Origin of the sequence: Streptomyces sp. NPDC002793 (assembly GCF_040295485.1) — a bacterium.
Taxonomy (GTDB): Bacteria; Actinomycetota; Actinomycetes; order Streptomycetales; family Streptomycetaceae; genus Streptomyces.
Genome location: NZ_JBEOVL010000013.1, coordinates 113,011 through 134,480 on the forward strand (window position 1 = coordinate 113,011; position 21,470 = coordinate 134,480).

23 protein-coding genes are annotated in these 21,470 nt (G+C 70.7%); 18 read left to right on the forward strand and 5 right to left on the reverse strand.

The genetic code is table 11. The features are described 5' to 3' along the window. Positions 1-16: 16 nt before the first annotated feature. Positions 17-739: an MBL fold metallo-hydrolase gene (locus ABT001_RS15390; protein ID WP_351277003.1), complete on the reverse strand. Its 723-nt coding sequence runs from the start codon at positions 737-739 to the stop codon at positions 17-19. Positions 740-902: 163 nt separating this feature from the next. Between ABT001_RS15390 and hrcA the strand changes: the two genes are divergently transcribed. The 7 genes from hrcA to ABT001_RS15425 all read left to right on the forward strand — a co-directional run bounded on the left by hrcA (position 903) and on the right by ABT001_RS15425 (position 7,361). Then, on the forward strand, positions 903-1,919 hold the full coding sequence (gene hrcA / locus ABT001_RS15395; protein WP_351277006.1) for a heat-inducible transcriptional repressor HrcA: 1,017 nt from the start codon (positions 903-905) through the stop codon (positions 1,917-1,919). Further along, positions 1,920-3,059 (forward strand): molecular chaperone DnaJ, encoded by a 1,140-nt coding sequence (dnaJ, locus tag ABT001_RS15400; protein WP_351277008.1) that lies wholly within the window; start codon positions 1,920-1,922, stop codon positions 3,057-3,059. 122 nt (positions 3,060-3,181) lie between these two features. Continuing rightward, positions 3,182-4,261 (forward strand): nitronate monooxygenase, encoded by a 1,080-nt coding sequence (locus ABT001_RS15405; protein WP_351277011.1) that lies wholly within the window; start codon positions 3,182-3,184, stop codon positions 4,259-4,261. Continuing rightward, entirely contained in the window at positions 4,258-5,004 is a 747-nt protein-coding gene (locus ABT001_RS15410) for a 16S rRNA (uracil(1498)-N(3))-methyltransferase (RefSeq protein WP_351277014.1), read from the forward strand. The genes ABT001_RS15405 and ABT001_RS15410 overlap by 4 nt, the downstream gene beginning before the upstream one ends. 80 nt (positions 5,005-5,084) lie before the next feature. After that, positions 5,085-5,444, forward strand: coding sequence for a histidine triad nucleotide-binding protein (locus tag ABT001_RS15415; RefSeq protein ID WP_351277017.1), 360 nt, complete (start codon positions 5,085-5,087; stop codon positions 5,442-5,444). A gap of 5 nt (positions 5,445-5,449) precedes the next feature. Then, positions 5,450-6,358, forward strand: a complete 909-nt coding sequence (locus ABT001_RS15420; RefSeq protein ID WP_351277020.1) for a ribonuclease Z — start codon at positions 5,450-5,452, stop codon at positions 6,356-6,358. Positions 6,359-6,368: 10 nt separating this feature from the next. Then, positions 6,369-7,361 carry an adenosine deaminase gene (locus ABT001_RS15425; RefSeq protein ID WP_351277022.1) on the forward strand — a complete coding sequence of 331 codons (993 nt, stop codon included), beginning with the start codon at positions 6,369-6,371 and terminating at the stop codon, positions 7,359-7,361. Here the strand turns inward: ABT001_RS15425 and ABT001_RS15430 are convergent. Continuing rightward, a complete protein-coding gene (locus ABT001_RS15430) occupies positions 7,346-8,683 on the reverse strand; it encodes an MFS transporter (protein WP_351277024.1) in 1,338 nt (445 codons plus the stop codon). The genes ABT001_RS15425 and ABT001_RS15430 overlap by 16 nt on opposite strands. Positions 8,684-9,022: 339 nt before the next feature. On the opposite strand from ABT001_RS15430, the gene ABT001_RS15435 reads away from it, so the two are divergent. The 7 genes from ABT001_RS15435 (at position 9,023) to era (ending at position 14,861) form a co-directional block, all read left to right on the forward strand. Continuing rightward, complete coding sequence (locus ABT001_RS15435) at positions 9,023-10,123, forward strand: carbohydrate kinase family protein (protein WP_351277027.1); 1,101 nt, start codon at positions 9,023-9,025, stop codon at positions 10,121-10,123. A 127-nt stretch (positions 10,124-10,250) separates the two neighbouring features. After that, positions 10,251-11,273: a PhoH family protein gene (locus tag ABT001_RS15440; RefSeq protein WP_351277029.1), complete on the forward strand. Its 1,023-nt coding sequence runs from the start codon at positions 10,251-10,253 to the stop codon at positions 11,271-11,273. Positions 11,274-11,285: 12 nt separating this feature from the next. After that, positions 11,286-11,783, forward strand: a complete 498-nt coding sequence (gene ybeY / locus ABT001_RS15445) for an rRNA maturation RNase YbeY (RefSeq protein ID WP_277334053.1) — start codon at positions 11,286-11,288, stop codon at positions 11,781-11,783. Continuing rightward, the gene (locus tag ABT001_RS15450; protein WP_351277033.1) at positions 11,780-13,063 is read left to right on the forward strand and encodes a hemolysin family protein; all 1,284 of its coding nucleotides are present in this window, start codon (positions 11,780-11,782) and stop codon (positions 13,061-13,063) included. Before ybeY ends, ABT001_RS15450 begins: the two co-directional genes overlap by 4 nt. Beyond that, positions 13,060-13,413 (forward strand): MmcQ/YjbR family DNA-binding protein, encoded by a 354-nt coding sequence (locus ABT001_RS15455; protein WP_351277035.1) that lies wholly within the window; start codon positions 13,060-13,062, stop codon positions 13,411-13,413. The genes ABT001_RS15450 and ABT001_RS15455 overlap by 4 nt, the downstream gene beginning before the upstream one ends. A gap of 68 nt (positions 13,414-13,481) precedes the next feature. Further along, positions 13,482-13,835, forward strand: coding sequence for a cytidine deaminase-like protein (locus tag ABT001_RS15460; protein WP_351277038.1), 354 nt, complete (start codon positions 13,482-13,484; stop codon positions 13,833-13,835). A 51-nt stretch (positions 13,836-13,886) separates the two neighbouring features. Next, positions 13,887-14,861: a GTPase Era gene (gene era / locus ABT001_RS15465; protein ID WP_351277041.1), complete on the forward strand. Its 975-nt coding sequence runs from the start codon at positions 13,887-13,889 to the stop codon at positions 14,859-14,861. 43 nt (positions 14,862-14,904) lie between these two features. On the opposite strand, the gene ABT001_RS15470 is transcribed toward era, so the two are convergent. Together ABT001_RS15470 and ABT001_RS15475 are read right to left on the reverse strand one after the other, a co-directional pair. Then, a complete protein-coding gene (locus tag ABT001_RS15470) occupies positions 14,905-15,171 on the reverse strand; it encodes a protealysin inhibitor emfourin (RefSeq protein ID WP_351277044.1) in 267 nt (88 codons plus the stop codon). A gap of 54 nt (positions 15,172-15,225) precedes the next feature. Next, positions 15,226-16,299: a M4 family metallopeptidase gene (locus ABT001_RS15475; RefSeq protein WP_351277047.1), complete on the reverse strand. Its 1,074-nt coding sequence runs from the start codon at positions 16,297-16,299 to the stop codon at positions 15,226-15,228. Positions 16,300-16,591: 292 nt separating this feature from the next. Between ABT001_RS15475 and leuA the strand changes: the two genes are divergently transcribed. The 4 genes from leuA (at position 16,592) to ABT001_RS15495 (ending at position 20,918) form a co-directional block, all read left to right on the forward strand. Beyond that, complete coding sequence (gene leuA, locus ABT001_RS15480; RefSeq protein WP_351277049.1) at positions 16,592-18,376, forward strand: 2-isopropylmalate synthase; 1,785 nt, start codon at positions 16,592-16,594, stop codon at positions 18,374-18,376. Between the two features lie 229 nt (positions 18,377-18,605). Beyond that, on the forward strand, positions 18,606-19,280 hold the full coding sequence (locus ABT001_RS15485) for a TerB family tellurite resistance protein (RefSeq protein ID WP_351277051.1): 675 nt from the start codon (positions 18,606-18,608) through the stop codon (positions 19,278-19,280). A 43-nt stretch (positions 19,281-19,323) separates the two neighbouring features. Further along, positions 19,324-20,070, forward strand: coding sequence for a DNA repair protein RecO (gene recO / locus ABT001_RS15490; protein ID WP_351277054.1), 747 nt, complete (start codon positions 19,324-19,326; stop codon positions 20,068-20,070). 23 nt (positions 20,071-20,093) lie between these two features. Continuing rightward, positions 20,094-20,918 (forward strand): isoprenyl transferase, encoded by an 825-nt coding sequence (locus ABT001_RS15495; RefSeq protein ID WP_351277056.1) that lies wholly within the window; start codon positions 20,094-20,096, stop codon positions 20,916-20,918. Between the two features lie 60 nt (positions 20,919-20,978). Here ABT001_RS15495 and ABT001_RS15500 read toward each other — a convergent pair whose 3' ends face one another. Continuing rightward, positions 20,979-21,413, reverse strand: a complete 435-nt coding sequence (locus tag ABT001_RS15500) for a Fur family transcriptional regulator (RefSeq protein WP_351277058.1) — start codon at positions 21,411-21,413, stop codon at positions 20,979-20,981. Positions 21,414-21,470: the final 57 nt, after the last annotated feature.

A 21,470-nucleotide genomic window follows, 5' to 3' on the forward strand; every position in this document is an offset into this window, starting at 1 on the left:
ATAATCCGCCGGCCTTTCACGACACGCCGAAGCGGTCGGCCAGCCGATCACGCTGGGCACGTACGAACGCCGCGTCCACCACCGCCCCGTGTCCCGGCACGTACAGCGCGTCCTCGCCGCCGAGCTCCAGCAGCCGGTCCAGCGCGGCAGGCCAGTGCGAGGGGACCGCGTCCGGGCCCGCCTGCGGTTCGCCGGACTCCTCGACCAGATCTCCGCAGAGCACCACGACGGGGGAGCCCGGCACCAGCACCGCGAGATCGTGGCCGCTGTGACCGGGGCCCACATTGGCCAGCAGCACCTGGAACCCGCCGCCGAGGCCGAGCGTCCACTCGCCGCTCACCTGGTGCCGCGGGGCCACCAGGGTGTCCGTGGCCGTGGTGGCGTCCGCCTCACCCATCCCGTGCCGCAGGGCGTCCGCGCGCAGCTCCTCGGCGCCCCGCCCCAGCAGGTCCGCCGTGCCGACGGCTCCGTAGACCTCCGCCCCGGAGAAGGCGGCGGTGCCCAGCACATGGTCGAAGTGCGGATGGCTCAGTGCGATATGCGTCACCCTCCGGCCCAGCATCGCCTCCGCCTGGGTCCTCAGCTCGGCCCCCTCCCGGAGCGTCGACCCGGTGTCGTAGAGCAGCACCCCCTCCGTCCCCGCCACCAGCGCGGCGGTCGCGTCCCAGACGGGAAGGCGCCGCCGCCCCGTACCGTTGCCCAACCGCTCCCAGCCGAACTCTTCCCAAGAGACGTCCATACCGCGACGCTATCGGCAACGACCTGCGCAGTCCCGTGACGGCGTGGCCGGTCGCCCTTGCCCCGGGCCCACCCCGCCCCCGTACACTGACCGGGGGATTGCTGGCACTCGAACGCACAGAGTGCCAAGCAGACACCGAAGAACACAGCTGGAGGTGTGCGCGGTGCTCAGTGAACGCAGACTCGAAGTGCTGCGCGCCATCGTCCAGGACTACGTCGGCACCGAGGAGCCCGTCGGCTCCAAGGCACTCACGGAGCGGCACAGCCTCGGGGTCTCTCCGGCGACTGTCCGCAACGACATGGCGGTGCTGGAGGACGAGGGCTTCATCGCCCAGCCGCACACCAGTGCGGGACGTATTCCGACGGACAAGGGCTACCGTCTCTTCGTCGACAAGCTCGCGGGCGTCAAGCCCCTGTCGTCGCCGGAGCGCCGGGCCATTCAGAATTTCCTCGACGGCGCGGTCGACCTCGACGACGTCGTGGGCCGCACGGTCCGGCTGCTCGCGCAGCTGACCAGGCAGGTCGCCGTCGTGCAGTACCCCTCGCTGACCCGGTCGACGGTCCGGCACGTGGAGCTGCTCTCGCTGGCTCCGGCCCGTCTGATGCTCGTGCTGATCACGGACACGGGCCGGGTCGAACAGCGTATGATCGACTGCCCTGCACCGTTCGGTGACACGTCACTGGCCGATCTGCGGGCCCGGCTCAACAGCCGGGTCGTCGGACGACGCTTCGCGGACGTCCCCCGGCTGGTGCAGGACCTGCCGGAGTCCTTCGAGAACGAGGACCGGGGAACCGTATCCACGGTGCTCTCCGTCCTCCTCGAGACTCTGGTCGAGGAAACGGAGGAGCGGCTGATCATCGGCGGCACCTCCAACCTCACCCGCTTCGGGCACGACTTCCCTGTGATGATCCGGCCGGTGCTGGAGGCATTGGAGGAGCAGGTCGTGCTGCTGAAGCTGCTCGGTGAGGCGACGGACTCAGGCATGACCGTACGGATCGGGCACGAGAACGCCCACGAGGGCCTCAACTCCACGTCCGTCGTCGCGGTCGGCTACGGTTCGGGCGACGAGGCAGTCGCCAAACTCGGCGTGGTCGGACCGACCCGCATGGACTACCCCGGAACGATGGGAGCGGTACGCGCAGTGGCACGTTACGTCGGACAGATCCTGGCGGATTCGTAAGTGGCCACGGACTACTACGCCGTACTAGGCGTGCGCCGCGACGCATCTCAGGACGAGATCAAGAAGGCATTCCGTCGGCTCGCACGCGAGCTGCACCCGGATGTCAACCCGGACCCGAAGACCCAGGAGCGGTTCAAGGAGATCAACGCCGCTTACGAGGTGCTGTCGGACCCGCAGAAGAAGCAGGTCTACGACCTCGGCGGTGACCCGCTGTCCAACTCGGGCGGCGGCGGTGGCGCGGGAGGTTTCGGAGCCGGCGGCTTCGGCAACTTCAGCGACATCATGGACGCGTTCTTCGGCAACGCCGCGCAGCGCGGGCCCCGTTCACGGACCCGGCGCGGCCAGGACGCGATGATCCGGCTGGAGATCGACCTCAACGAGGCGGCCTTCGGCACGACCAAGGACATCCAGGTCGACACGGCGGTCGTCTGTACGACCTGCAGTGGCGAGGGCGCCGCACCCGGCACCTCCGCGCAGACCTGTGACATGTGCCGCGGCCGTGGCGAGGTCTCCCAGGTCACCAGGTCCTTCCTCGGCCAGGTCATGACCTCGCGGCCCTGCCCGCAGTGCCAGGGATTCGGCACGGTCGTCCCGACGCCGTGCCCGGAGTGCGCCGGTGACGGCCGCATCCGCTCGCGGCGCACCCTCACCGTGAAGATCCCCGCCGGTGTCGACAACGGCACCCGGATCCAGCTCGCGGGCGAGGGCGAGGTCGGCCCCGGCGGCGGCCCCGCCGGCGACCTCTACGTCGAGATCCACGAGCTCTCCCACGCCGTCTTCCAGCGGCGCGGCGACGATCTGCACTGCACGGTCACCATCCCGATGACGGCGGCGGCGCTCGGCACCCAGGTGCCGCTCGAGACGCTCGACGGTCTGGAGGAGATCGACATCAGGCCGGGCACCCAGTCCGGCCAGTCGGTCCCGCTGCACGGGCGTGGCATCACGCACCTGCGCGGTGGCGGGCGCGGCGACCTGATCGTGCACGTCGAGGTCATGACCCCGACGAAGATGGACCCCGAGCAGGAGCGCCTCCTGAGGGAGCTGGCCGTGCTGCGTGGCGAGGAGCGGCCCACCGGTCAGTTCCAGCCAGGACAGCAGGGACTGTTCTCCCGCCTGAAGGACGCCTTCAACGGCCGCTGAACCCTGTCACCGCACCGCCCGCCGGTCCCGTACCGGCGGGCGGTGCGCTGTGTACGGCGTCGCGTCGGCCGGTCGTAAGGGGCTGATTCGGCACGATCCGCCGGACGTGGCACGATGCGGTCATGTCCTTGGCGCTGACCGATCTCTGCCGGTACCCGATCGTGCAGGCCCCGATGGCGGGCGGGGTGTCCCGCCCGGAGCTGGCCGCGGCCGTCTCCGACGCCGGAGGGCTCGGTTTCCTCGCCGCCGGCTACAAGACCGCGGACGGGATGTACAACGAGGTCAAGGAGATGCGGAGACTGACCGGCCGGCCCTTCGGCGTCAACCTCTTCATGCCGCAGCCGCGGGTCGCCGACGCCGGCGCCGTCGAGGTCTACCGCCACCAGCTCGCCGGCGAGGCCGCCTGGTACGAGACCCCGCTCGGCGACGCGGACTCCTGCGGCGGCGGTGACGACGGCTACGAGGCCAAGGTCGCGATCCTGCTGGAGGACCCCGTACCCGTGGTCTCCTTCACCTTCGGGTGCCCCACGCGTGAAGTCCTCGCGGCGTTCGCCGCGGCCGGGACGTTCACCGTCGTCACGGTCACCTCGGCCCAGGAGGCGCGGAACGCCCAGTGGGCTGGTGCCGACGCCCTCTGCGTCCAGGGCACCGAGGCCGGAGGCCATCAGTCCACGCACCGCGACGACCCGCAGGCCGCGCTCGGCGGCACCGGGCTGCTCACCCTGATCACCGAGGTCCGCGCATCCGTGCGGCTGCCGGTGATCGCGGCCGGCGGGCTGATGCGCGGCTCCCAGATCACCGCCGTCCTCGCGGCCGGAGCCGACGCGGCACAGTTCGGTACCGCGTTCCTGGCCTGTCCCGAGTCGGGAGCGCACCCGCTGCACAAGCAGGCGCTGACCAACCCGCTGTTCGTGACCACGACCCTGACCCGGGCCTTCTCCGGCCGCCCCGCGCGTGGGCTGGTCAACCGCTTCGTGCGGGAGCACGGCCCGTACGCCCCGGCCGCCTACCCGCAGGTGCACCACCTGACCAGCGGACTGCGCAGGGCCGCCGCGAAGGCCGACGACGCCCAGGGCATGGCCCTGTGGGCGGGCCAGGGACACCGGATGGCACGCGAGCTGCCCGCCGGGGAGCTCGTGGGCCTGCTCGCCGCAGAGACGGAAGCCGCGCGTGCGGCAGTGAGCGTGAGGAGTGCCCAGTGACGGCACCGGTATTCGTCGTCGAACAGCTGCCCGGTGGGCCGGAGTTCGTCCTGGACGGCTCCGAGGGGCGGCACGCCGTCTCCGTGAAGCGGCTGAACCCGGGGGAGGACGTCGTCCTGACCGACGGGCGGGGCCGCTGGGCGGAGGGCGTCGTACGGGCCGCCGAGGGCAAGGACCGGCTCGTCGTAGGCGGCCTGGAGCCGGTCCACGAGGAGCCCGCGCCCACCCCCTCCCTCACCGTCGTCCAGGCGCTGCCCAAGGGCGACCGCGGTGAGCTCGCCGTGGAGACGATGACCGAGACCGGCGTCGACATGATCGTGCCCTGGCAGGCCGCGCGCTGCATCACCCAGTGGAAGGGCGACCGCGGACTCAGGTCCCTGGCCAAGTGGCGCAGCACCGCGCGTGAGGCGGGGAAGCAGTCGCGCCGGGTCCGTTTCCCCGAGGTGGCGGAGGCCATGACGACCAAGCAGGTCGCCGCCCTGCTGGCAGGGGCGGACTTCGCCGGGGTCCTGCACGAGGACCAGGACGCCGGCAGCGAGCCGCTCGCCACCGCCGAACTCCCCACCCGCGGCACGATCGTGCTGGTCGTGGGCCCGGAGGGCGGGGTGTCCCCGCAGGAGCTGGCCGCCTTCGCCGAGGCCGGTGCTCCCGCCTACCGGCTCGGCCCGAGCGTCCTGCGCACCTCGACCGCGGGGACCGCCGCGGCGGCCCTGCTGATGGGGCGCACCGGGCGCTGGAGCTGAGGAACCGTGGGCTCCGGCCCCGCCGGATAGCATGCCGGTGTACCGATCACGCTCACCGACCGACCGAGGAGGCCCGGGCCATGGCGGGAGAACCGCAGACCGACTGCCTGTTCTGCAAGATCGTCACGGGCGACATCCCGGCGACGATCGTCCGCGAGAGCGACTCGACCGTCGCCTTCCGTGACATAAATCCCCAGGCCCCGACGCATGTCCTGGTCATCCCCAAGGCGCACTACCCGGACGCAGCCTCCCTCGCTGCCGCCGAACCGGAGACGGCCGCCGCGGTGCTGCGCGAGGCCGGCCTGGTCGCCGCCGACGAGAAGCTCACCGAGAGCGGCTACCGCATCGTCCTCAACACCGGTGCGGGCGCCGGGCAGACCGTCTTCCACGCGCACGCCCACGTCCTGGGCGGCCGCGGGATGCAGTGGCCCCCCGGCTAGCACCCGTGTCCGTACGAGAACTCGTGGTCCTCGGCACCGCCAGCCAGGTGCCGACCCGCCACCGCAACCACAACGGCTATCTGCTGCGCTGGGACGGTGAGGGCATCCTCTTCGACCCGGGCGAGGGGACCCAGCGCCAGATGCTGCGGGCGGGTGTCGCCGCGCACGACATCAACCGGATCTGCGTCACGCACTTCCACGGCGACCACTCGCTCGGCCTGGCCGGAGTGATCCAGCGCATCAACCTCGACCAGGTCCCGCATCCCGTCACCGCCCACTTCCCGGCGAGCGGACAGCGCTTCTTCGACCGGCTGCGGTACGCGACCGCCTACCGCGAGTCGGTCGAGCTGGCCGAGGCCCCGGTCGCCGCCGACGGGGTCCTCGCCACCACCGAGGCGTACACCCTCGTCGGCCACCGGCTCTCGCACCCCGTCGAGTCCTACGGCTACCGCCTCACCGAGCCGGACCGGCTGCGCATGCTGCCCGGAAAGCTCGCCGAGCACGGCATCGGCGGCCCCGACGTCGGACGGATTCAGCGGGACGGATCCCTGCGGGGCGTCCCGCTGGGCGAGGTCTCCGAGCCCCGCCGCGGACAGCGCTTCGCCTTCGTCATGGACACCCGGCTCTGCGACGGCGCGTTCGCGCTGGCCGAGGGATGCGACATGCTGGTCATCGAGTCGACGTTCCTCGACGAGGACGGCCGGCTCGCCGCCGACCACGGTCACCTCACCGCCGGACAGGCGGCCCGGGTGGCGAAGGAGTCGGACGTACGGCACCTCGTGCTGACGCACTTCTCCCAGCGCTACACCGACCCCGACGTCTTCGAGCGCCAGGCCAGGGCAGCCGGCTTCGAAGGCGAACTGACCATCGCCCAGGACCTGATCAGGGTCCCGGTACCCACCCGCCACACGTAACGAGAACCCCGTGCACCTCCCCAAAGCAGAACTCCACCTCCACATCGAGGGAACCCTCGAACCCGAGCTGGCCTTCGCGCTCGCCGCACGCAACGGCGTGGACCTGCCCTACGCGGACACCGAAGAGCTGCGCACCGCCTACCTCTTCGACGACCTGCAGAGCTTCCTCGACCTGTACTACGCCCTCATGGCCGTCCTGCGCACCGAGGAGGACTTCGCCGACCTGGCCGACGCCTACCTCGCCCGCGCCGCCGGCCAGGGCGTCCGGCACGCGGAGATCTTCTTCGACCCGCAGGCCCACACCGACCGGGGCGTCCCGATCGGTACCGTGATCGAGGGGCTCGGAAGGGCGCTGGAGCGCAGCGAGGAGACGCACGGCATCTCCACCCAGTTGATCATGTGCTTCCTGCGCGACAAGTCCGCCGAGTCGGCGCTGGAAACCCTCGAAGCGGCCAAGCCCCACCTGCACCGCATCAGCGCCGTGGGCCTCGACTCGGCCGAGGTCGGTCATCCGCCCGCGAAGTTCCGCGAGGTGTACGCGGCGGCCACCGCCCTCGGCCTGCGCAAGGTCGCCCACGCCGGGGAGGAGGGCCCGCCGGAGTACATCCGGGAGGCCCTGGACGTCCTCGGAGTCGAACGGATCGACCACGGCCTGCGCTGCATGGAGGACCAGGAGCTGGTGGACCGGCTGGTCTCCGAGCGGATCCCGCTGACGCTCTGCCCGCTCTCCAACGTACGGCTGCGCGCCGTCGACGTCCTGGAGCAGCACCCGCTGCGGTCCATGATGGACGCGGGCCTGCTCTGCACGGTGAACTCCGACGACCCCGCCTACTTCGGCGGATACGTCGGAGACACCTTCCACGCCGTGCACGAGGCGCTCGGCCTGGACCGCGAGCAGCTGCGCACCCTGGCCCGCAACTCCTTCGAGGCGGCCTTCCTCGACCACGACGAGGAGCGCAGGGCGCGCTACCTCTCCGAGGTCGAGGCCTACGTGTTCGACTGACCGGGACCGCCGTCCGGTCCCGCCGTCCGGACGGCGCTCCGCACCAGCCGCCCGCGCCGCAGCGCGGGCACGCTGATCTCCGCGACCTCCTGCTCCGGAGCGCCCAGCTCGGGCACCGCGCCGGACAGGCTGTTGGACGTGGCGGCGAGGAGTGCGGCAGGGGCGCCGCCCCTGCGCCGGACGGAGCCGGGCACCAGGGGGCGTCCGCCGGTGTGCAGCGCCACGGCGGTGACGGGGGCCGCGACCAGGAGGGTGGCGGCCCCCAGGATCAGGCCCATCACCGCGTAGCCCGCCTGCTCGGAGAGGAAACTGCCGAGCAGGGGGCCGCAGGCCGTGCCGACGGAGGACGCCGAACCCGCGAGGACCGCCCAGCGGCCGCGTACGTCCAGTGAGGCAGCCAGACCGATCAGGTACGACAGGACCACCGGGTAGAAGGTGTTCCAGGCGATCTCCCCGGTCGCGAACGACCCCAGGTCCTCGGCCGAGGAGCTGAGCACGATGCTCCCCGCGATGATCATCGTCCCGAGCCCGATCGGTACCGCTCGCCCGAGCCGGGCGCCGAGCATGCCCGCACCCATGACACCGAGCAGTCCCGCACCCAGCGCCGCGGCGAACACGGCGCCGATGGTCACCTCGGAGAGCCCCACCTGGACGGCGCCGATCCGGCTGCTGACCCCCCACAGGGCGTTCTGCGCCATGGACCAGACGAGCATCCCGCCCGCCAGCACCAGCCCCGACCTGCGGTGCGGCAGCCGTCCCTGCGCCTGTGCCGTACCGCCGACGGGCGAGGAGCCGCCCAGCCGGGATGTGGCGGGCCAGACGAGCAGGGCGACGAGCGCGATGGACGCGAACGGAAGCCGGTGGCCGCCGCCCAGGTGGGGGACCGTCAGATAGAGGGCACCCGCTGTCGCCGAGACGCTGAGCAGCCCCAGCGACGAGGTCCGGTGCGGATCGTGCTGAGCGGCGATGCCGGACGCCGCGACGGCGGTCGCCGTGCCGGAGCCCAGGCCGCCGATCACGACCCCCGCGATCACCAGCGGAATCGAGGTGGTCGACGCCGCGCAGCCGTAGCCGAGCACGGCGAGCAGCAGCCCCACCCGCGCGGGTCCGCGTGACCCGTAGCGTTCGACGCGCCCTGCCAGGGCGAAGCCGGCCGCGGCCGAGCTGAGCAGGAGGGCGCTGCCGACCAGACCGGCCTGGGTCGAGCTCAGCCCCAGATAGGCGCTGAGGCGTCCGACGATGGTGGGGAGCAGATAGGCGGCGAGGTAACCGGCGGTGAACACGGCAACCAGGGGCCACGCGGCGCGAGGGCGCGAGGACATGGGCGTTCCTGAAGACATGCCTGAGGAGGCAGAAGAAGGCAGGGGAGGGTGAAGCGCGAAATGCAGGGGAATGCGAGAGAAGCGGCACTCGTCGTCAACTGTCCTGAGCGGTGCTCGCGGGGCAATTTGTATCAAGCGCGCCCGGACGACGGAAAGCCGACTCGACGTGATCTGGGTCACAGTCTGGTTTATGCGTCACAGAGGCGGGTAGCAGCGCATGTTTATGCAGGTGGGAGCGAGTATGCGCCTCCCGGCGCGGGCCCTCCGGATGAGGCGGCACATCCGGCACACTGGCCGGATCCAGCACTGTTCAGATCTGCCACGGCCGGGGAGCGCACGGTGAGTACAGCCAGTTCAGGCATCGACCCGCTGCTCGGGCTGCGCGCCCCGCAGGATCCGGCCTGTGACGTCTTCCTGACCGGAACGGTCTTCCTGGACATCATCTTCACCGGCCTGGACAGCGCACCGGTGCGCGGGACGGAGTCCTGGGCCCGGGGGATGGGTTCCAGCCCCGGAGGCGTCGCCAACATGGCCACCGCACTCGCCCGGCTCGGTCTGCGCACCTCGCTCGCCGCCGCCTTCGGCGACGACCACTACGGCGAGTACTGCTGGGACGCCCTCGAACAGGGCGAGAGCATCGACCTCTCCATGTCGCGCACGGTCCCCGGCTGGCACTCGCCCGTCACCGTCTCCATGGCGTACGAGGGGGAACGCACGATGGTCTCGCACGGTCACGAGGCGCCCACCGCCGCCTCCGCGGTGCACGGGCTCACGCTCCCGCACTGCCCGCCGCGCGCACGCGCCGCCGTCGCCTCGCTGACCCCCGGCCGCACCGAGCCGTGGGTGGCAGGGGCCGCCCGCGACGGCGCGATGCTCTTCGCCGACGTCGGCTGGGACGAGACCGGCCGCTGGGACCTGGACGCCCTGCCCGACCTCGGCCACTGTCTGGCCTTCCTGCCCAACGCGGAGGAGGCGATGCGCTACACCCGGACCGACTGCCCGCGCGCCGCCGCCCACGCCCTGGCCGAACGGGTGCCCCTCGCCGTGGTCACGCTGGGGGCGGAGGGCGCCTACGCGGTGGACCGGGAGGCCGGGACGGCGGCCGAGGTGCCCGCCATCGAGGTGGAGGCCCTGGACCCCACCGGAGCGGGTGACGTCTTCGTCGCCGGGTTCGTCACCGGGACGCTGGCCGGCTGGCCGCTCGCCGACCGCCTCGCCTTCGCCGGGCTGACGGCGGCCCTGTCGGTGCAGGAGTTCGGCGGATCGCTGTCCGCCCCCGGATGGGCCGAGATCGCCGGCTGGTGGCAGCAGGTGCGTACCTGCGCCGACCAGGACCCGGCGGCGCTGGAGCGCTACGCCTTCCTGGAGGAGCTGCTGCCCGCCACGAGCAGGGAATGGCCCCTGCGCCGCGCCGTCCCGACCATCGGCTTCCGCCAGTGAAGGGCTGATGATCACCAGGTAAAACCTCTCGGTGTTGTCGGTGCGGAGTCGTACGCTGGTACTCCAGAGGCGGTCGAGCAGCGACGGCCCTGCAACGGGAGGTATGCGCAGGCCCGAGGGCCGGCCCATGACTCAGTCACCTACACAGCCGCAGGCGCGCGCCCAGATCCGCATCCCGGCCGCACACCCCATGGTGATGCTCCTGGGGTCGGGCGATTCGCTGTTGCGCGTGATCGAAACGGCGTTCCCGGCCGTCGACATCCATGTCCGGGGCAACGAGATAAGCGCGACTGGAAGTGCGGCCGATGTCGCCCTGATCCAGCGCCTTTTCGACGAGATGGTGCTGGTGCTCCGCACCGGGCTGCCGATGACGGAGGACGCTGTGGAACGCTCGATCGCCATGCTCAGGGCGAGCGGGAACGGCACCGGGGACGGCGCCGAGACCCCCGCCGAGGTGCTCACCCAGAACATCCTCTCCAGCCGTGGCCGCACGATCCGCCCCAAGACGCTCAACCAGAAGCGGTACGTCGACGCGATCGACAAGCACACCATCGTCTTCGGTATCGGCCCCGCGGGCACCGGCAAGACCTATCTCGCCATGGCGAAGGCGGTCCAGGCCCTGCAGTCCAAGCAGGTCAGCCGGATCATCCTGACCAGGCCCGCCGTCGAGGCGGGGGAGCGGCTCGGCTTCCTGCCCGGCACGCTCTTCGACAAGATCGACCCGTATCTGCGCCCGCTCTACGACGCGCTGCACGACATGCTCGACCCCGACTCGATCCCACGGCTGATGGCCGCGGGCACGATCGAGGTCGCGCCACTCGCCTACATGCGCGGTCGGACCCTGAACGACGCTTTCATCATCCTGGACGAGGCGCAGAACACCAGCGCCGAGCAGATGAAGATGTTCCTCACCCGCCTCGGCTTCGACTCGAAGATCGTCGTCACCGGTGACGTCACGCAGGTCGACCTGCCGACCGGCACCAAGAGTGGTCTCCGCCAGGTCCAGGACATCCTCCAGGACGTGGACGACGTGCACTTCTCCCGGCTCACCTCCCAGGATGTCGTCCGGCACAAGCTCGTCGGCCGTATCGTCGACGCGTACGAGAAGTACGACAACGCAGAGGGCCCCAAGGGCCGCAACGGGAAGTAGTCGCAGCGCACCATGTCGATCGACGTCAACAACGAGTCCGGAACCGAGGTCGACGAGCAGGCGATCCTCGACATCGCCCGCTACGCGCTCGCCCGGATGCGGATCCACCCGCTGTCCGAACTCTCGGTGATCGTGGTGGACACCGCCGCCATGGAGCAGCTCCACATCCAGTGGATGGACCTCCCGGGTCCGACGGATGTCATGTCCTTCCCGATGGACGAGCTCCGTCCCCCGGCCAAGGACGACGAGGAGCCCCCGCAGGGGCTCCTCGGTGACATCGTGCTCTGCCCGGAGGTCGCCAAGAAGCAGGGCGAGGACGCCGAGACGCAGCACTCCATGGACGAGGAGCTCCAGCTCCTCACCGTCCACGGGGTGCTGCACCTCCTCGGCTACGACCACGAGGAGCCGGACGAGAAGGCCGAGATGTTCGGCCTCCAGGCGGCCATCGTCGACGGCTGGCGCGGTGAGCGCGGGCTGACCGGTCCCTCCCCGGCCCCCACCGTCTCGTGAGCGTGCCCCTCATCTCCGGCGCCGTCCTGCTGGTCGTGGTCGGCTGGCTCGCGGCCTGCGCCGAGGCCGGGATCGCGCGCACGTCGAGCTTCCGCGCGGCCGAGGCCGTGCGGGCGGGACGCCGGGGCAGCGCGAAGCTGGAGCAGGTCGCCGCCGACCCCACCCGCTACCTCAACGTGGCCCTGCTCGTCCGGGTCGCCTCCGAGATGTCGGCCGGCGTCCTCGTCACGTACGCCTGTCTGAAGGAGTTCCCGGAGACCTGGGAGGCGCTGGCCGTCTCCATGGGCGTGATGGTCCTCGTCAGCTACGTCGCGATCGGGGTCTCGCCGCGCACCATCGGCCGCCAGCACCCGCTGAACACCGCGACGGCCGCGGCGTACGTCCTGCTGCCGCTTGCCAGGATCATGGGGCCGGTCCCGCAGTTGCTGATCCTCCTGGGCAACGCGCTGACCCCGGGCAAGGGCTTCCGCAAGGGCCCCTTCGCCAGCGAGGCCGAACTGCGCGCCATGGTCGACCTCGCCGAGCAGGAGTCGCTCATCGAGGACGAGGAGCGCCGCATGGTGCACTCGGTCTTCGAGCTCGGCGACACCCTCGTCCGCGAGGTCATGGTGCCCCGCACCGACCTGGTCTGCATCGAGCGGTACAAGACGGTCCGTCAGGCACTGACCCTCGCGCTGCGCTCCGGTTTCTCGCGGATCCCGGTCACCGGGGAGAACGAGGACGACATCGTCGGCATCGTCTACCTCAAGGACCTGGTCCGCAAGACCCACGTCAACAGGGACGCGGAGGCGGACCTGGTCTCCACGGCGATGCGCCCCGCAGCGTTCGTCCCCGACACGAAGAACGCCGGTGACCTGCTGCGTGAGATGCAGCAGGACCGCAGCCACGTCGCCGTCGTCATCGACGAGTACGGCGGCACGGCAGGCATCGTCACCATCGAGGACATCCTCGAGGAGATCGTCGGTGAGATCACCGACGAGTACGACCGCGAGCTCCCGCCGGTCCAGGAGCTGGAGAACGGCTGCTTCCGGGTGACCGCCAGACTCGACATCGGCGACCTCGGGGAGCTGTTCGGCCTCGACGCGTACGACGACGAGGACGTGGAGACGGTCGGCGGCCTGCTGGCGAAGGCACTCGGGCGGGTCCCGATCTCCGGAGCCTCCTCGATCGTCGACCTCCCCGACGGGCGCAAGCTCCGTCTCACCGCGGAGTCCCCGGCGGGCCGCAGGAACAAGATCGTCACGGTGCTGGTGGAACCGGAGGGAACGGAGACGGCATGACTCCCCAGGAGCTGCGCACGTTCTGCCTGGAGTTCAACGCGAGTGCGGAGGAGTTCCCCTTCGGGCCCGAGGCCTCGGTCTTCAAGGTCCTGGGGAAGATGTTCGCCCTCGTGGCGCTCGACGCGCGGCCCCTGAAGGTCAGTCTCAAGTGCGACCCGGACGAGGCGCTGCGGCTCCGTGAGGAGCACGCCGCGATCGTGCCCGGCTGGCACCTGAACAAGCGCCACTGGAACACCGTGACGGTCTCCGAGCTCCCGGCCCGGATGGTCAGGGAGCTCGTGGAGGACAGCTACGACCTGGTGGTGGCCGGACTTCCCAAGGCGGAACGGCTGCGCCTGGACCGGCCGTAGGCGGGCACGGTACGGCCGGCGGCGGCCCCGCCCCCCGGCCGAACCGGCACCCTTCGTATGCTCGGCACATGACCGACAGCACCGACCTCGGGACCGAGGACCGCAAGATCGTCACGCTGGCGCGCAGCGTCCGTGCCCGCAACGGAGTGCCGGAGGGCGCGGCGGTACGGGACGAGACGGGACGCACGTACGCCGCCGGCACCGTGGCCCTGGAGTCGCTGAAGCTCAGCGCGCTGCAGACCGCCGTGGCGATGGCGGTGGCCGGCGGCGCCACCTCCCTGGAGGCGGCGGCCGTCGTCTCCGAGGCCGCGACCGCCTCGGATGCCGACCGCGCCGCCGTCCGTGACCTGGGCGGGCCTGACACCCCGGTGCTGCTCGCGGGGCCCGACGGGGCGCTCCGGGCCACGGTGGCCGCGGGCTGATTCGGTGCGGCGGCGCCCTGCTGTGCAACGCCGCCGCGCGGATCGGGGAGAATGGGCGCCATGAGCGCTCGACCGAACACAGAAGCTGCTGCGCAGCAGGCTGAGAACACCGCCCCCCACCGGGCCGGCTTCGCCTGCTTCGTGGGCCGCCCCAACGCGGGCAAGTCCACCCTCACGAACGCTCTGGTCGGTCAGAAGGTGGCGATCACCTCCAACCGCCCCCAGACCACCAGGCACACCGTGCGGGGCATCGTGCACCGCGACGACGCCCAGCTGATCCTGGTGGACACGCCCGGCCTCCACAAGCCGCGCACGCTGCTCGGGGAGCGGCTGAACGACGTCGTGCGGACCACCTGGGCCGAGGTCGACGTCATCGGCTTCTGCCTGCCCGCCGACCAGAAGCTCGGCCCGGGCGACAAGTTCATCATCAAGGAACTCGCCGGGATCAAGAAGACCCCGAAGATCGCGATCATCACCAAGACCGACCTGGTCGAGTCCAAGGCACTCGCCGAGCAGCTCCTCGCCGTCTCCGCGCTGGCCGAGGAGCTCGGCTTCGAGTGGGCGGAGATCATCCCGGTCTCGGCCGTCAAGGACCAGCAGGTGAGCCTGCTCGCCGACCTGATCGCCCCGCTGCTGCCGGAGAGCCCCCCGCTCTACCCGGAGGGCGACCTCACCGACGAGCCCGAGATGGTCATGGTCGCGGAGCTGATCCGCGAGGCGGCACTGGAAGGCGTACGGGACGAGCTGCCGCACTCCATCGCGGTCGTCGTCGAGGAGATGCTGCCGCGCGAGGACCGTCCGGCGGACAGGCCGCTGCTGGACATCCACGCGAACGTCTACATCGAGCGGCCCAGCCAGAAGGGCATCATCATCGGCCCCAAGGGGAAGCGGCTCAAGGACGTCGGCACGAAGTCGCGCAAGCACATCGAGGCGCTGCTCGGCACGCCGGTCTTCCTGGACCTGCACGTGAAGGTCGCCAAGGACTGGCAGCGCGACCCGAAGCAGCTGCGCAAGCTGGGGTTCTGAGGCCGGCCTCCCGGGCCCTGCCGGCCCAGGGGCGGGTCAGGGCCTACGCGCCCTCTTCGAGGACCCGGGAGATCAGTGTCCGCTGCGCATCGGTCAGACGTGGATCCGCGCAGTCGACCGTGCGGTCGTCCACCGTGATGCGGTAGCGGAAGCCGTCGGGCACGCGCGCGGGCGGGCCACCCCGGCCGTCGGCGAGCGCCGCCTCGGCCAGGGCCTCCCACTCAGCGGCGTCGGGCCGCCCCGAGGTCTCGACCTCGCCGTGCCGTGCGATGCCGGCGAACCCGCCGGTCCGGCTCACCTGAATGCGCATGCGTACTGGCTCCTGCCTGACCCCGCCCGGACGACCCCGTGTTCCTCTACCCGGTCAGCGGGTCGGCACCCCCACCTCCGACCATGCCTTGAGCACCGCCTCGGCCTCGTCGCCCTCCCCGAACCTGTGCTGCGCCGCCGCGACGGTGAGCTTGGCGAAGTCGGTGAAGGACGCGTCCTGGGTCAGCTCCCCGCCGGTCAGCACGTCGAACCAGATCCGGCCCGCCCGCTCCCAGGCGTTACCGCCGAGTGCCGTGGCCAGCAGGTAGAAGGCCCGGTTGGGGATGCCGGAGTTGATGTGGACCCCGCCGTTGTCCTCGTCCGTCTCGACGTAGTCGTCCATCGACCCGGGCTGCGGGTCCTTGCCGAGGACGTCGTCGTCGTACGCCGTGCCCGGGGCCTTCATCGAGCGCAGCGCGACGCCGCTGACCCGGGGGGCGAGCAGCCCGGCGCCGATCAGCCAGTCGGCCTGGTCCGCGCTCTGGCCGAGCGAGTACTGCTTGACCAGTGAGCCGAAGACGTCGGACACGGACTCGTTGAGCGCACCGGACTGGCCCTGGTACGCGAGGTTGGCCGTGTACTGGGTGAGTCCGTGCGCCAGTTCGTGGGCGATCACGTCGATGGCGACGGTGAAGTCGAGGAAGATCTCTCCGTCACCGTCCCCGAAGACCATCTGCTCGCCGTCGAAGAACGCGTTGTTGTACTTCTCGTCGTAGTGCACGGAGCCGATGAGAGGCAGCCCCATGCCGTCGATCGAGCTGCGGCCGTACTCGGTGAGCAGCAGGTCGAACGTGGCACCGAGGCCCGCGTACGCGCGGTTGACGCTGGCGTCCTTGGTGGCTTCGTCGCCCTCGTCGCGGACCTTGACGCCCGGCAGGTCCGTGCCGTGCCGGCAGTCGTACAAGGTGCGGTGGGGCTTGGTGGGGACCGGGGCGGAGGTGCGGGCGGTCACCGGCGTCCGGGCCAGGGCGGTCACCCGCCGGTGATGGCGCCGGGCCGCGTCGGCGTCCAGGGTGCGCCGTGCGGGATCGGCCAGGCGTGGGTCGTCTGCCCGGGACAGATGGTCGAGGACGTGGGGCGGCACGATGGTGCAGAAGACGGGCTGGAGCCCGTTGGATCGAGGCTGCATGCAAATGACTGTGGCACTCCGTCATCGCGCTGTCACTGGTTGCGATCGCAATTGACGAAATGGAGTGATGTATCACCGTTCTGCCTTCACGAGAGCCCGATCCCGCATACTGATACGGGCCGACGCACCAGGCGCCCCTCGGTTAGTGTTGCCGCATCATGCGTTTCGGGCTGCTCCTTCTTAGCTGCCGCGGCGAGGGCCTGTAGTCGTAGGCCGGCTCCCTCCCCGCGGAGTTCGCTGGTGCAGCGACACAGTCGGCCGCCCCTGCTGGACCTCAGAGGAGCCGTACGCCATGACTGCCGTGAATTCCGCCGAGAACGCCCCTGCCCCCGTCGGTGGACCGACCCCGGTGACCAACGCCACGCAGCTGCAGAAGCCGTCCGGGATGCCGGTCCACAAGTACCGCGGCTACGAGGCCGTGGACATCTCCGACCGCACGTGGCCGGACAACCGCATCACCCGGGCGCCCCGCTGGCTGTCCACCGATCTGCGCGACGGCAACCAGGCGCTGATCGACCCCATGTCGCCGGCCCGTAAGCGCGAGATGTTCGACCTGCTCGTACGCATGGGCTACAAGGAGATCGAGGTCGGCTTCCCGTCCTCCGGCGAGACCGACTTCGCGTTCGTACGCTCCATCATCGAAGAGGGCGCGATCCCCGAGGACGTGACGATCTCCGTCCTGACGCAGGCCCGCGAGGAACTGATCGAGCGGACCGTCGAGTCGCTGGTCGGCGCCCGCCGTGCCACCGTCCACCTGTACAACGCCACCGCCCCCACCTTCCGCCGCGTGGTCTTCCGCGGATCGAAGGAGGAGGTCAAGCAGATCGCCGTGGACGGCACCCGCCTGGTCATGGAGTACGCGGACAAGATCTTGGGCGACGAGACGATCTTCGGCTACCAGTACAGCCCGGAGATCTTCACGGACACCGAGCTGGACTTCGCCCTGGAGGTCTGCGAGGCCGTCTGCGACGTCTGGCAGCCGGAGGAGGGCCGCGAGATCATCCTCAACCTGCCCGCCACCGTGGAGCGTTCGACGCCGTCCACCCACGCGGACCGCTTCGAGTGGATGTCCCGGAACCTGACCCGCCGCGCCTACGTGTGCCTGTCGGTCCACCCGCACAACGACCGCGGCACCGCCGTCGCCGCCGCCGAGCTGGCGATCATGGCCGGCGCGGACCGCATCGAGGGCTGCCTGTTCGGCCAGGGGGAGCGCACCGGCAACGTCGACCTGGTCACCCTGGGCATGAACCTCTTCTCGCAGGGTGTCGACCCGCAGATCGACTTCTCGCAGATCGACGAGATCCGCCGCACCAGCGAGTACTGCAACCAGATGGAGGTCCACCCGCGCCACCCCTACGCGGGCGACCTGGTCTACACCGCCTTCTCCGGCTCCCACCAGGACGCCATCAAGAAGGGGTTCGACGCCATGGAGGCCGACGCCGCGGCCCGGGGGAAGACCGTCGACGACCTCGAGTGGGCGGTGCCGTACCTGCCGATCGACCCGAAGGACGTCGGCCGCTCCTACGAGGCCGTCATCCGGGTCAACTCGCAGTCCGGCAAGGGCGGAATCGCCTATGTCCTGAAGAACGACCACAAGCTGGACCTGCCGCGCCGGATGCAGATCGAATACTCCCGGATCATTCAGGCCAAGACCGACGCCGAGGGCGGCGAGGTCACGCCGGCCGAGATCTGGTCGACCTTCCGCGACGAGTACCTGCCGAGCCCGGAGAACGCCTGGGGGCGCGTCCAGATCCGCTCCGGTCAGACGACCATCGGTTCCGACGGTCAGGACACGATCACCGTCGAAGCCACCGTCGACGGCGCGGACACGGTGCTGACCGGTACGGGCAACGGACCGATCTCCGCGTTCTTCGAAGCGCTGCAGGCCATCGGCATCGACGCCCGTCTGCTGGACTACACCGAGCACACGATGAGTGAGGGCGCGAGCGCGCAGGCCGCCTCCTACATCGAGTGCGCGATCGACGGCAAGGTCCTGTGGGGCGTCGGTATCGACGCCAACACCACGCGCGCCTCGCTCAAGGCGGTCGTCTCCGCGGTCAACCGCGCGACCCGCTGACACCGGTAGGCGGCATTCCGGGCAAACACCCGATACGCCGCCGAACTGCCCGGCCCGTGAGCCCCGTTCACCCGCCCAGGGTGGGCGGGGTTCGGCCATATCCAGGTGTTGTGACGTCAGAGATGCTGACGCCACATCATGCGTGTGGCTAACATCACGTCCATTGCGGCAATGTTGCCGTGGAGTCACGGAGGTGTGCGACGTGCGGGCAGCCACAGGGAAACGTGCCATGAGACTGCGCATCTACGGCATCCGTACCGTCTGGGACACCGTCGGTGACGGAGAGTTCTTCTGCCCGTGCTGCGGGGGTGACCGCAACTACCGCCGTCTCACGGGCCGTCACCGTCTCACCGTGCTCGGGCTGCCCCTGCTGGCCCGTGGCACCGCGGGACCCGTCGTCGAATGCGCCGCCTGCGGGACGCACTTCGCTCCCGACGCCCTCGACCGCCCCACCACCACCCGCTTCTCCGCCATGCTGCGGGAGGCCGTGCACACCGTCACGCTGGCGGTGCTCGCCGCGGGCGGCACCACCTCCCGCACGGTCCTGGAGACCGCCGCGGCCACCGTCCGCGACGCGGGACTCGACGACTGCTCCCAGGAGCAGCTCTTCACCATCGCCGAGGTGCTCGCCGCCGAGGCCGGGGCCGGTGACGGGGCCGACCCGGCGGCCGAGGCCTGCGGCGCCGCCCTCGCCATCGAGCTCCACGAGGTGCTGGAGCCGCTCGCGCCGCACCTGGCCGTGGCCGGCCGGGAGGCGGTGCTGCTGCGGGGCGCCAGGATCGCGCTCGCCGACGGCCCGTACAGCCAGGCGGAGCGCCAGGTGCTGACGACGGTGGGCGGCGCGCTCCAGCTCTGCCCCGCCGACACCGCGAAGCTGCTGGAGGCGGCGCGCACGCCCTCGTAGGTCCCGGGGCGTTCCAGGCGCCCCGGTGCGCGACAATGGGCGTATGAGCTTGTTCCGGGACGACGGCGTCGTGCTGCGTACGCAGAAGCTGGGCGAGGCCGACCGGATCATCACGATCCTGACCCGGGGCCACGGCCGGGTGCGTGCCGTGGCGCGCGGGGTGCGCCGCACCAAGTCCAAATTCGGGGCGCGGCTCGAACCCTTCTCCCATGTGGACGTGCAGTTCTTCGCGCGCGGCAGCGAACTGATCGGCCGCGGCCTTCCGCTGTGCACCCAGAGCGAGACGATCGCGCCGTACGGCGGCGGCATCGTCTCCGACTACGCCCGCTACACCGCCGGCACCGCGATGCTGGAGACCGCCGAGCGGTTCACCGACCACGAGGGCGAACCCGCGGTCCAGCAGTACCTCCTGCTCGTCGGCGGGCTGCGCACCCTGGCGCGCGCCGAGCACGCGCCGCATCTCATCCTGGACGCGTTCCTGCTGCGCTCCCTCGCGGTCAACGGCTACGCCCCGAGCTTCGTCGACTGCGCCAGGTGCGGTATGCCCGGACCGATCCGGTTCTTCTCCGTCGCGGCGGGCGGCGTCGTGTGCGGCGACTGCCGGGTGCCCGGCAGCGTCGTACCCTCGGCGGAGGCCGTCGAACTGCTGAGCGCGTTGCTCACCGGCGACTGGGAGACGGCGGACGCGTCCGAGGCGCGTCATGTCAGGGAGGGGAGCGGGCTCGTGTCCGCCTATCTGCACTGGCATCTGGAGCGCGGCCTGCGCTCGCTGCGGTATGTAGAGAAATGATCTCAGGGAGACGAGAGAAGCCCATGGCAGTACGCGGGATGCTCGGCGGCCGTAGCCGACGTGACTACAAGACCCCCGAGCCGCACCCCTCCGGCGCCACCCCGCCGAAGATCCCCGGCGAGCTCGTGCCCAAGCACGTCGCCGTCGTGATGGACGGTAACGGCCGCTGGGCCAAGGAGCGGGGACTTCCGCGCACCGAGGGCCACAAGGTCGGTGAGGGCGTCGTCATGGACGTTCTCAAGGGCTGTATCGAGATGGGCGTGAAGAACCTCTCGCTGTACGCGTTCTCCACGGAGAACTGGAAGCGCTCGCCGGACGAGGTGAAGTTCCTCATGAACTTCAACCGCGACGTCATCCGCCGCCGCCGCGACGAGATGGACGAGCTCGGCATCCGCATCCGCTGGGTCGGCCGCATGCCGAAGCTGTGGAAGTCCGTCGTCCAGGAGCTCCAGGTGGCCCAGGAGCAGACGAAGGACAACGACAAAATGACGCTGTACTTCTGCGTCAACTACGGCGGACGGGCCGAGATCGCCGATGCCGCGCAGCGCATCGCGGAGGACGTCGCGGCGGGCCGGCTCGACCCCTCGAAGGTCAACGAGAAGACGTTCGCGAAGTACATCTACTACCCGGACATGCCGGACGTGGACCTGTTCGTGCGCCCCAGCGGGGAACAGCGCACGTCGAACTACCTGATCTGGCAGAGCGCGTACGCCGAGATGGTCTTCCAGGACGTCCTGTGGCCGGACTTCGACCGTCGCGACCTGTGGAACGCCTGCCTGGAGTTCGCCCGGCGCGACCGCCGCTTCGGCGGTGCCGAGGACATCGTCAAGGCGGAGAACCTCACCTGACACGTCCGGAGGGGGCCCCGGTGGTACCGGGGCCCCCTCCGGGTCTTCGTGAGCCCGTGATCAGCCCTTGGCGACCGCGCAGTCCGAGCAGGTCCCGAAGATCTCCACGGTGTGGGCCACGTTCACGTAGCCGTGCTGCGCCGCGATGGTCTCGGCCCACTGCTCCACGGCCGGACCTTCGACCTCGACGGCCTTGCCGCAGACGCGGCAGACCAGGTGGTGATGGTGGTCACCCGTCGAGCAGCGCCGGTAGACGGCCTCGCCGTCCGTCGTGCGCAGCACGTCGACCTCGCCGGCGTCGGCGAGCGACTGGAGCGTGCGGTAGACCGTCGTCAGCCCGACCGAGTCGCCCCGGTGTTTGAGTACGTCGTGCAGGTCCTGAGCGCTGCGGAACTCGTCGACCTCGTCGAGCGCCGCAGCGACCGCCGCCCGCTGCCGGGTGGACCGGCCGCGTACCGGAGCCGCGTTCGTGCCACTGATCGGCGCCGTTGCCACAGCTGCCTCCTCATGTCGCCCGTACGTGTGTCGGGCCATTGTGCCAGCCCGTCCCGT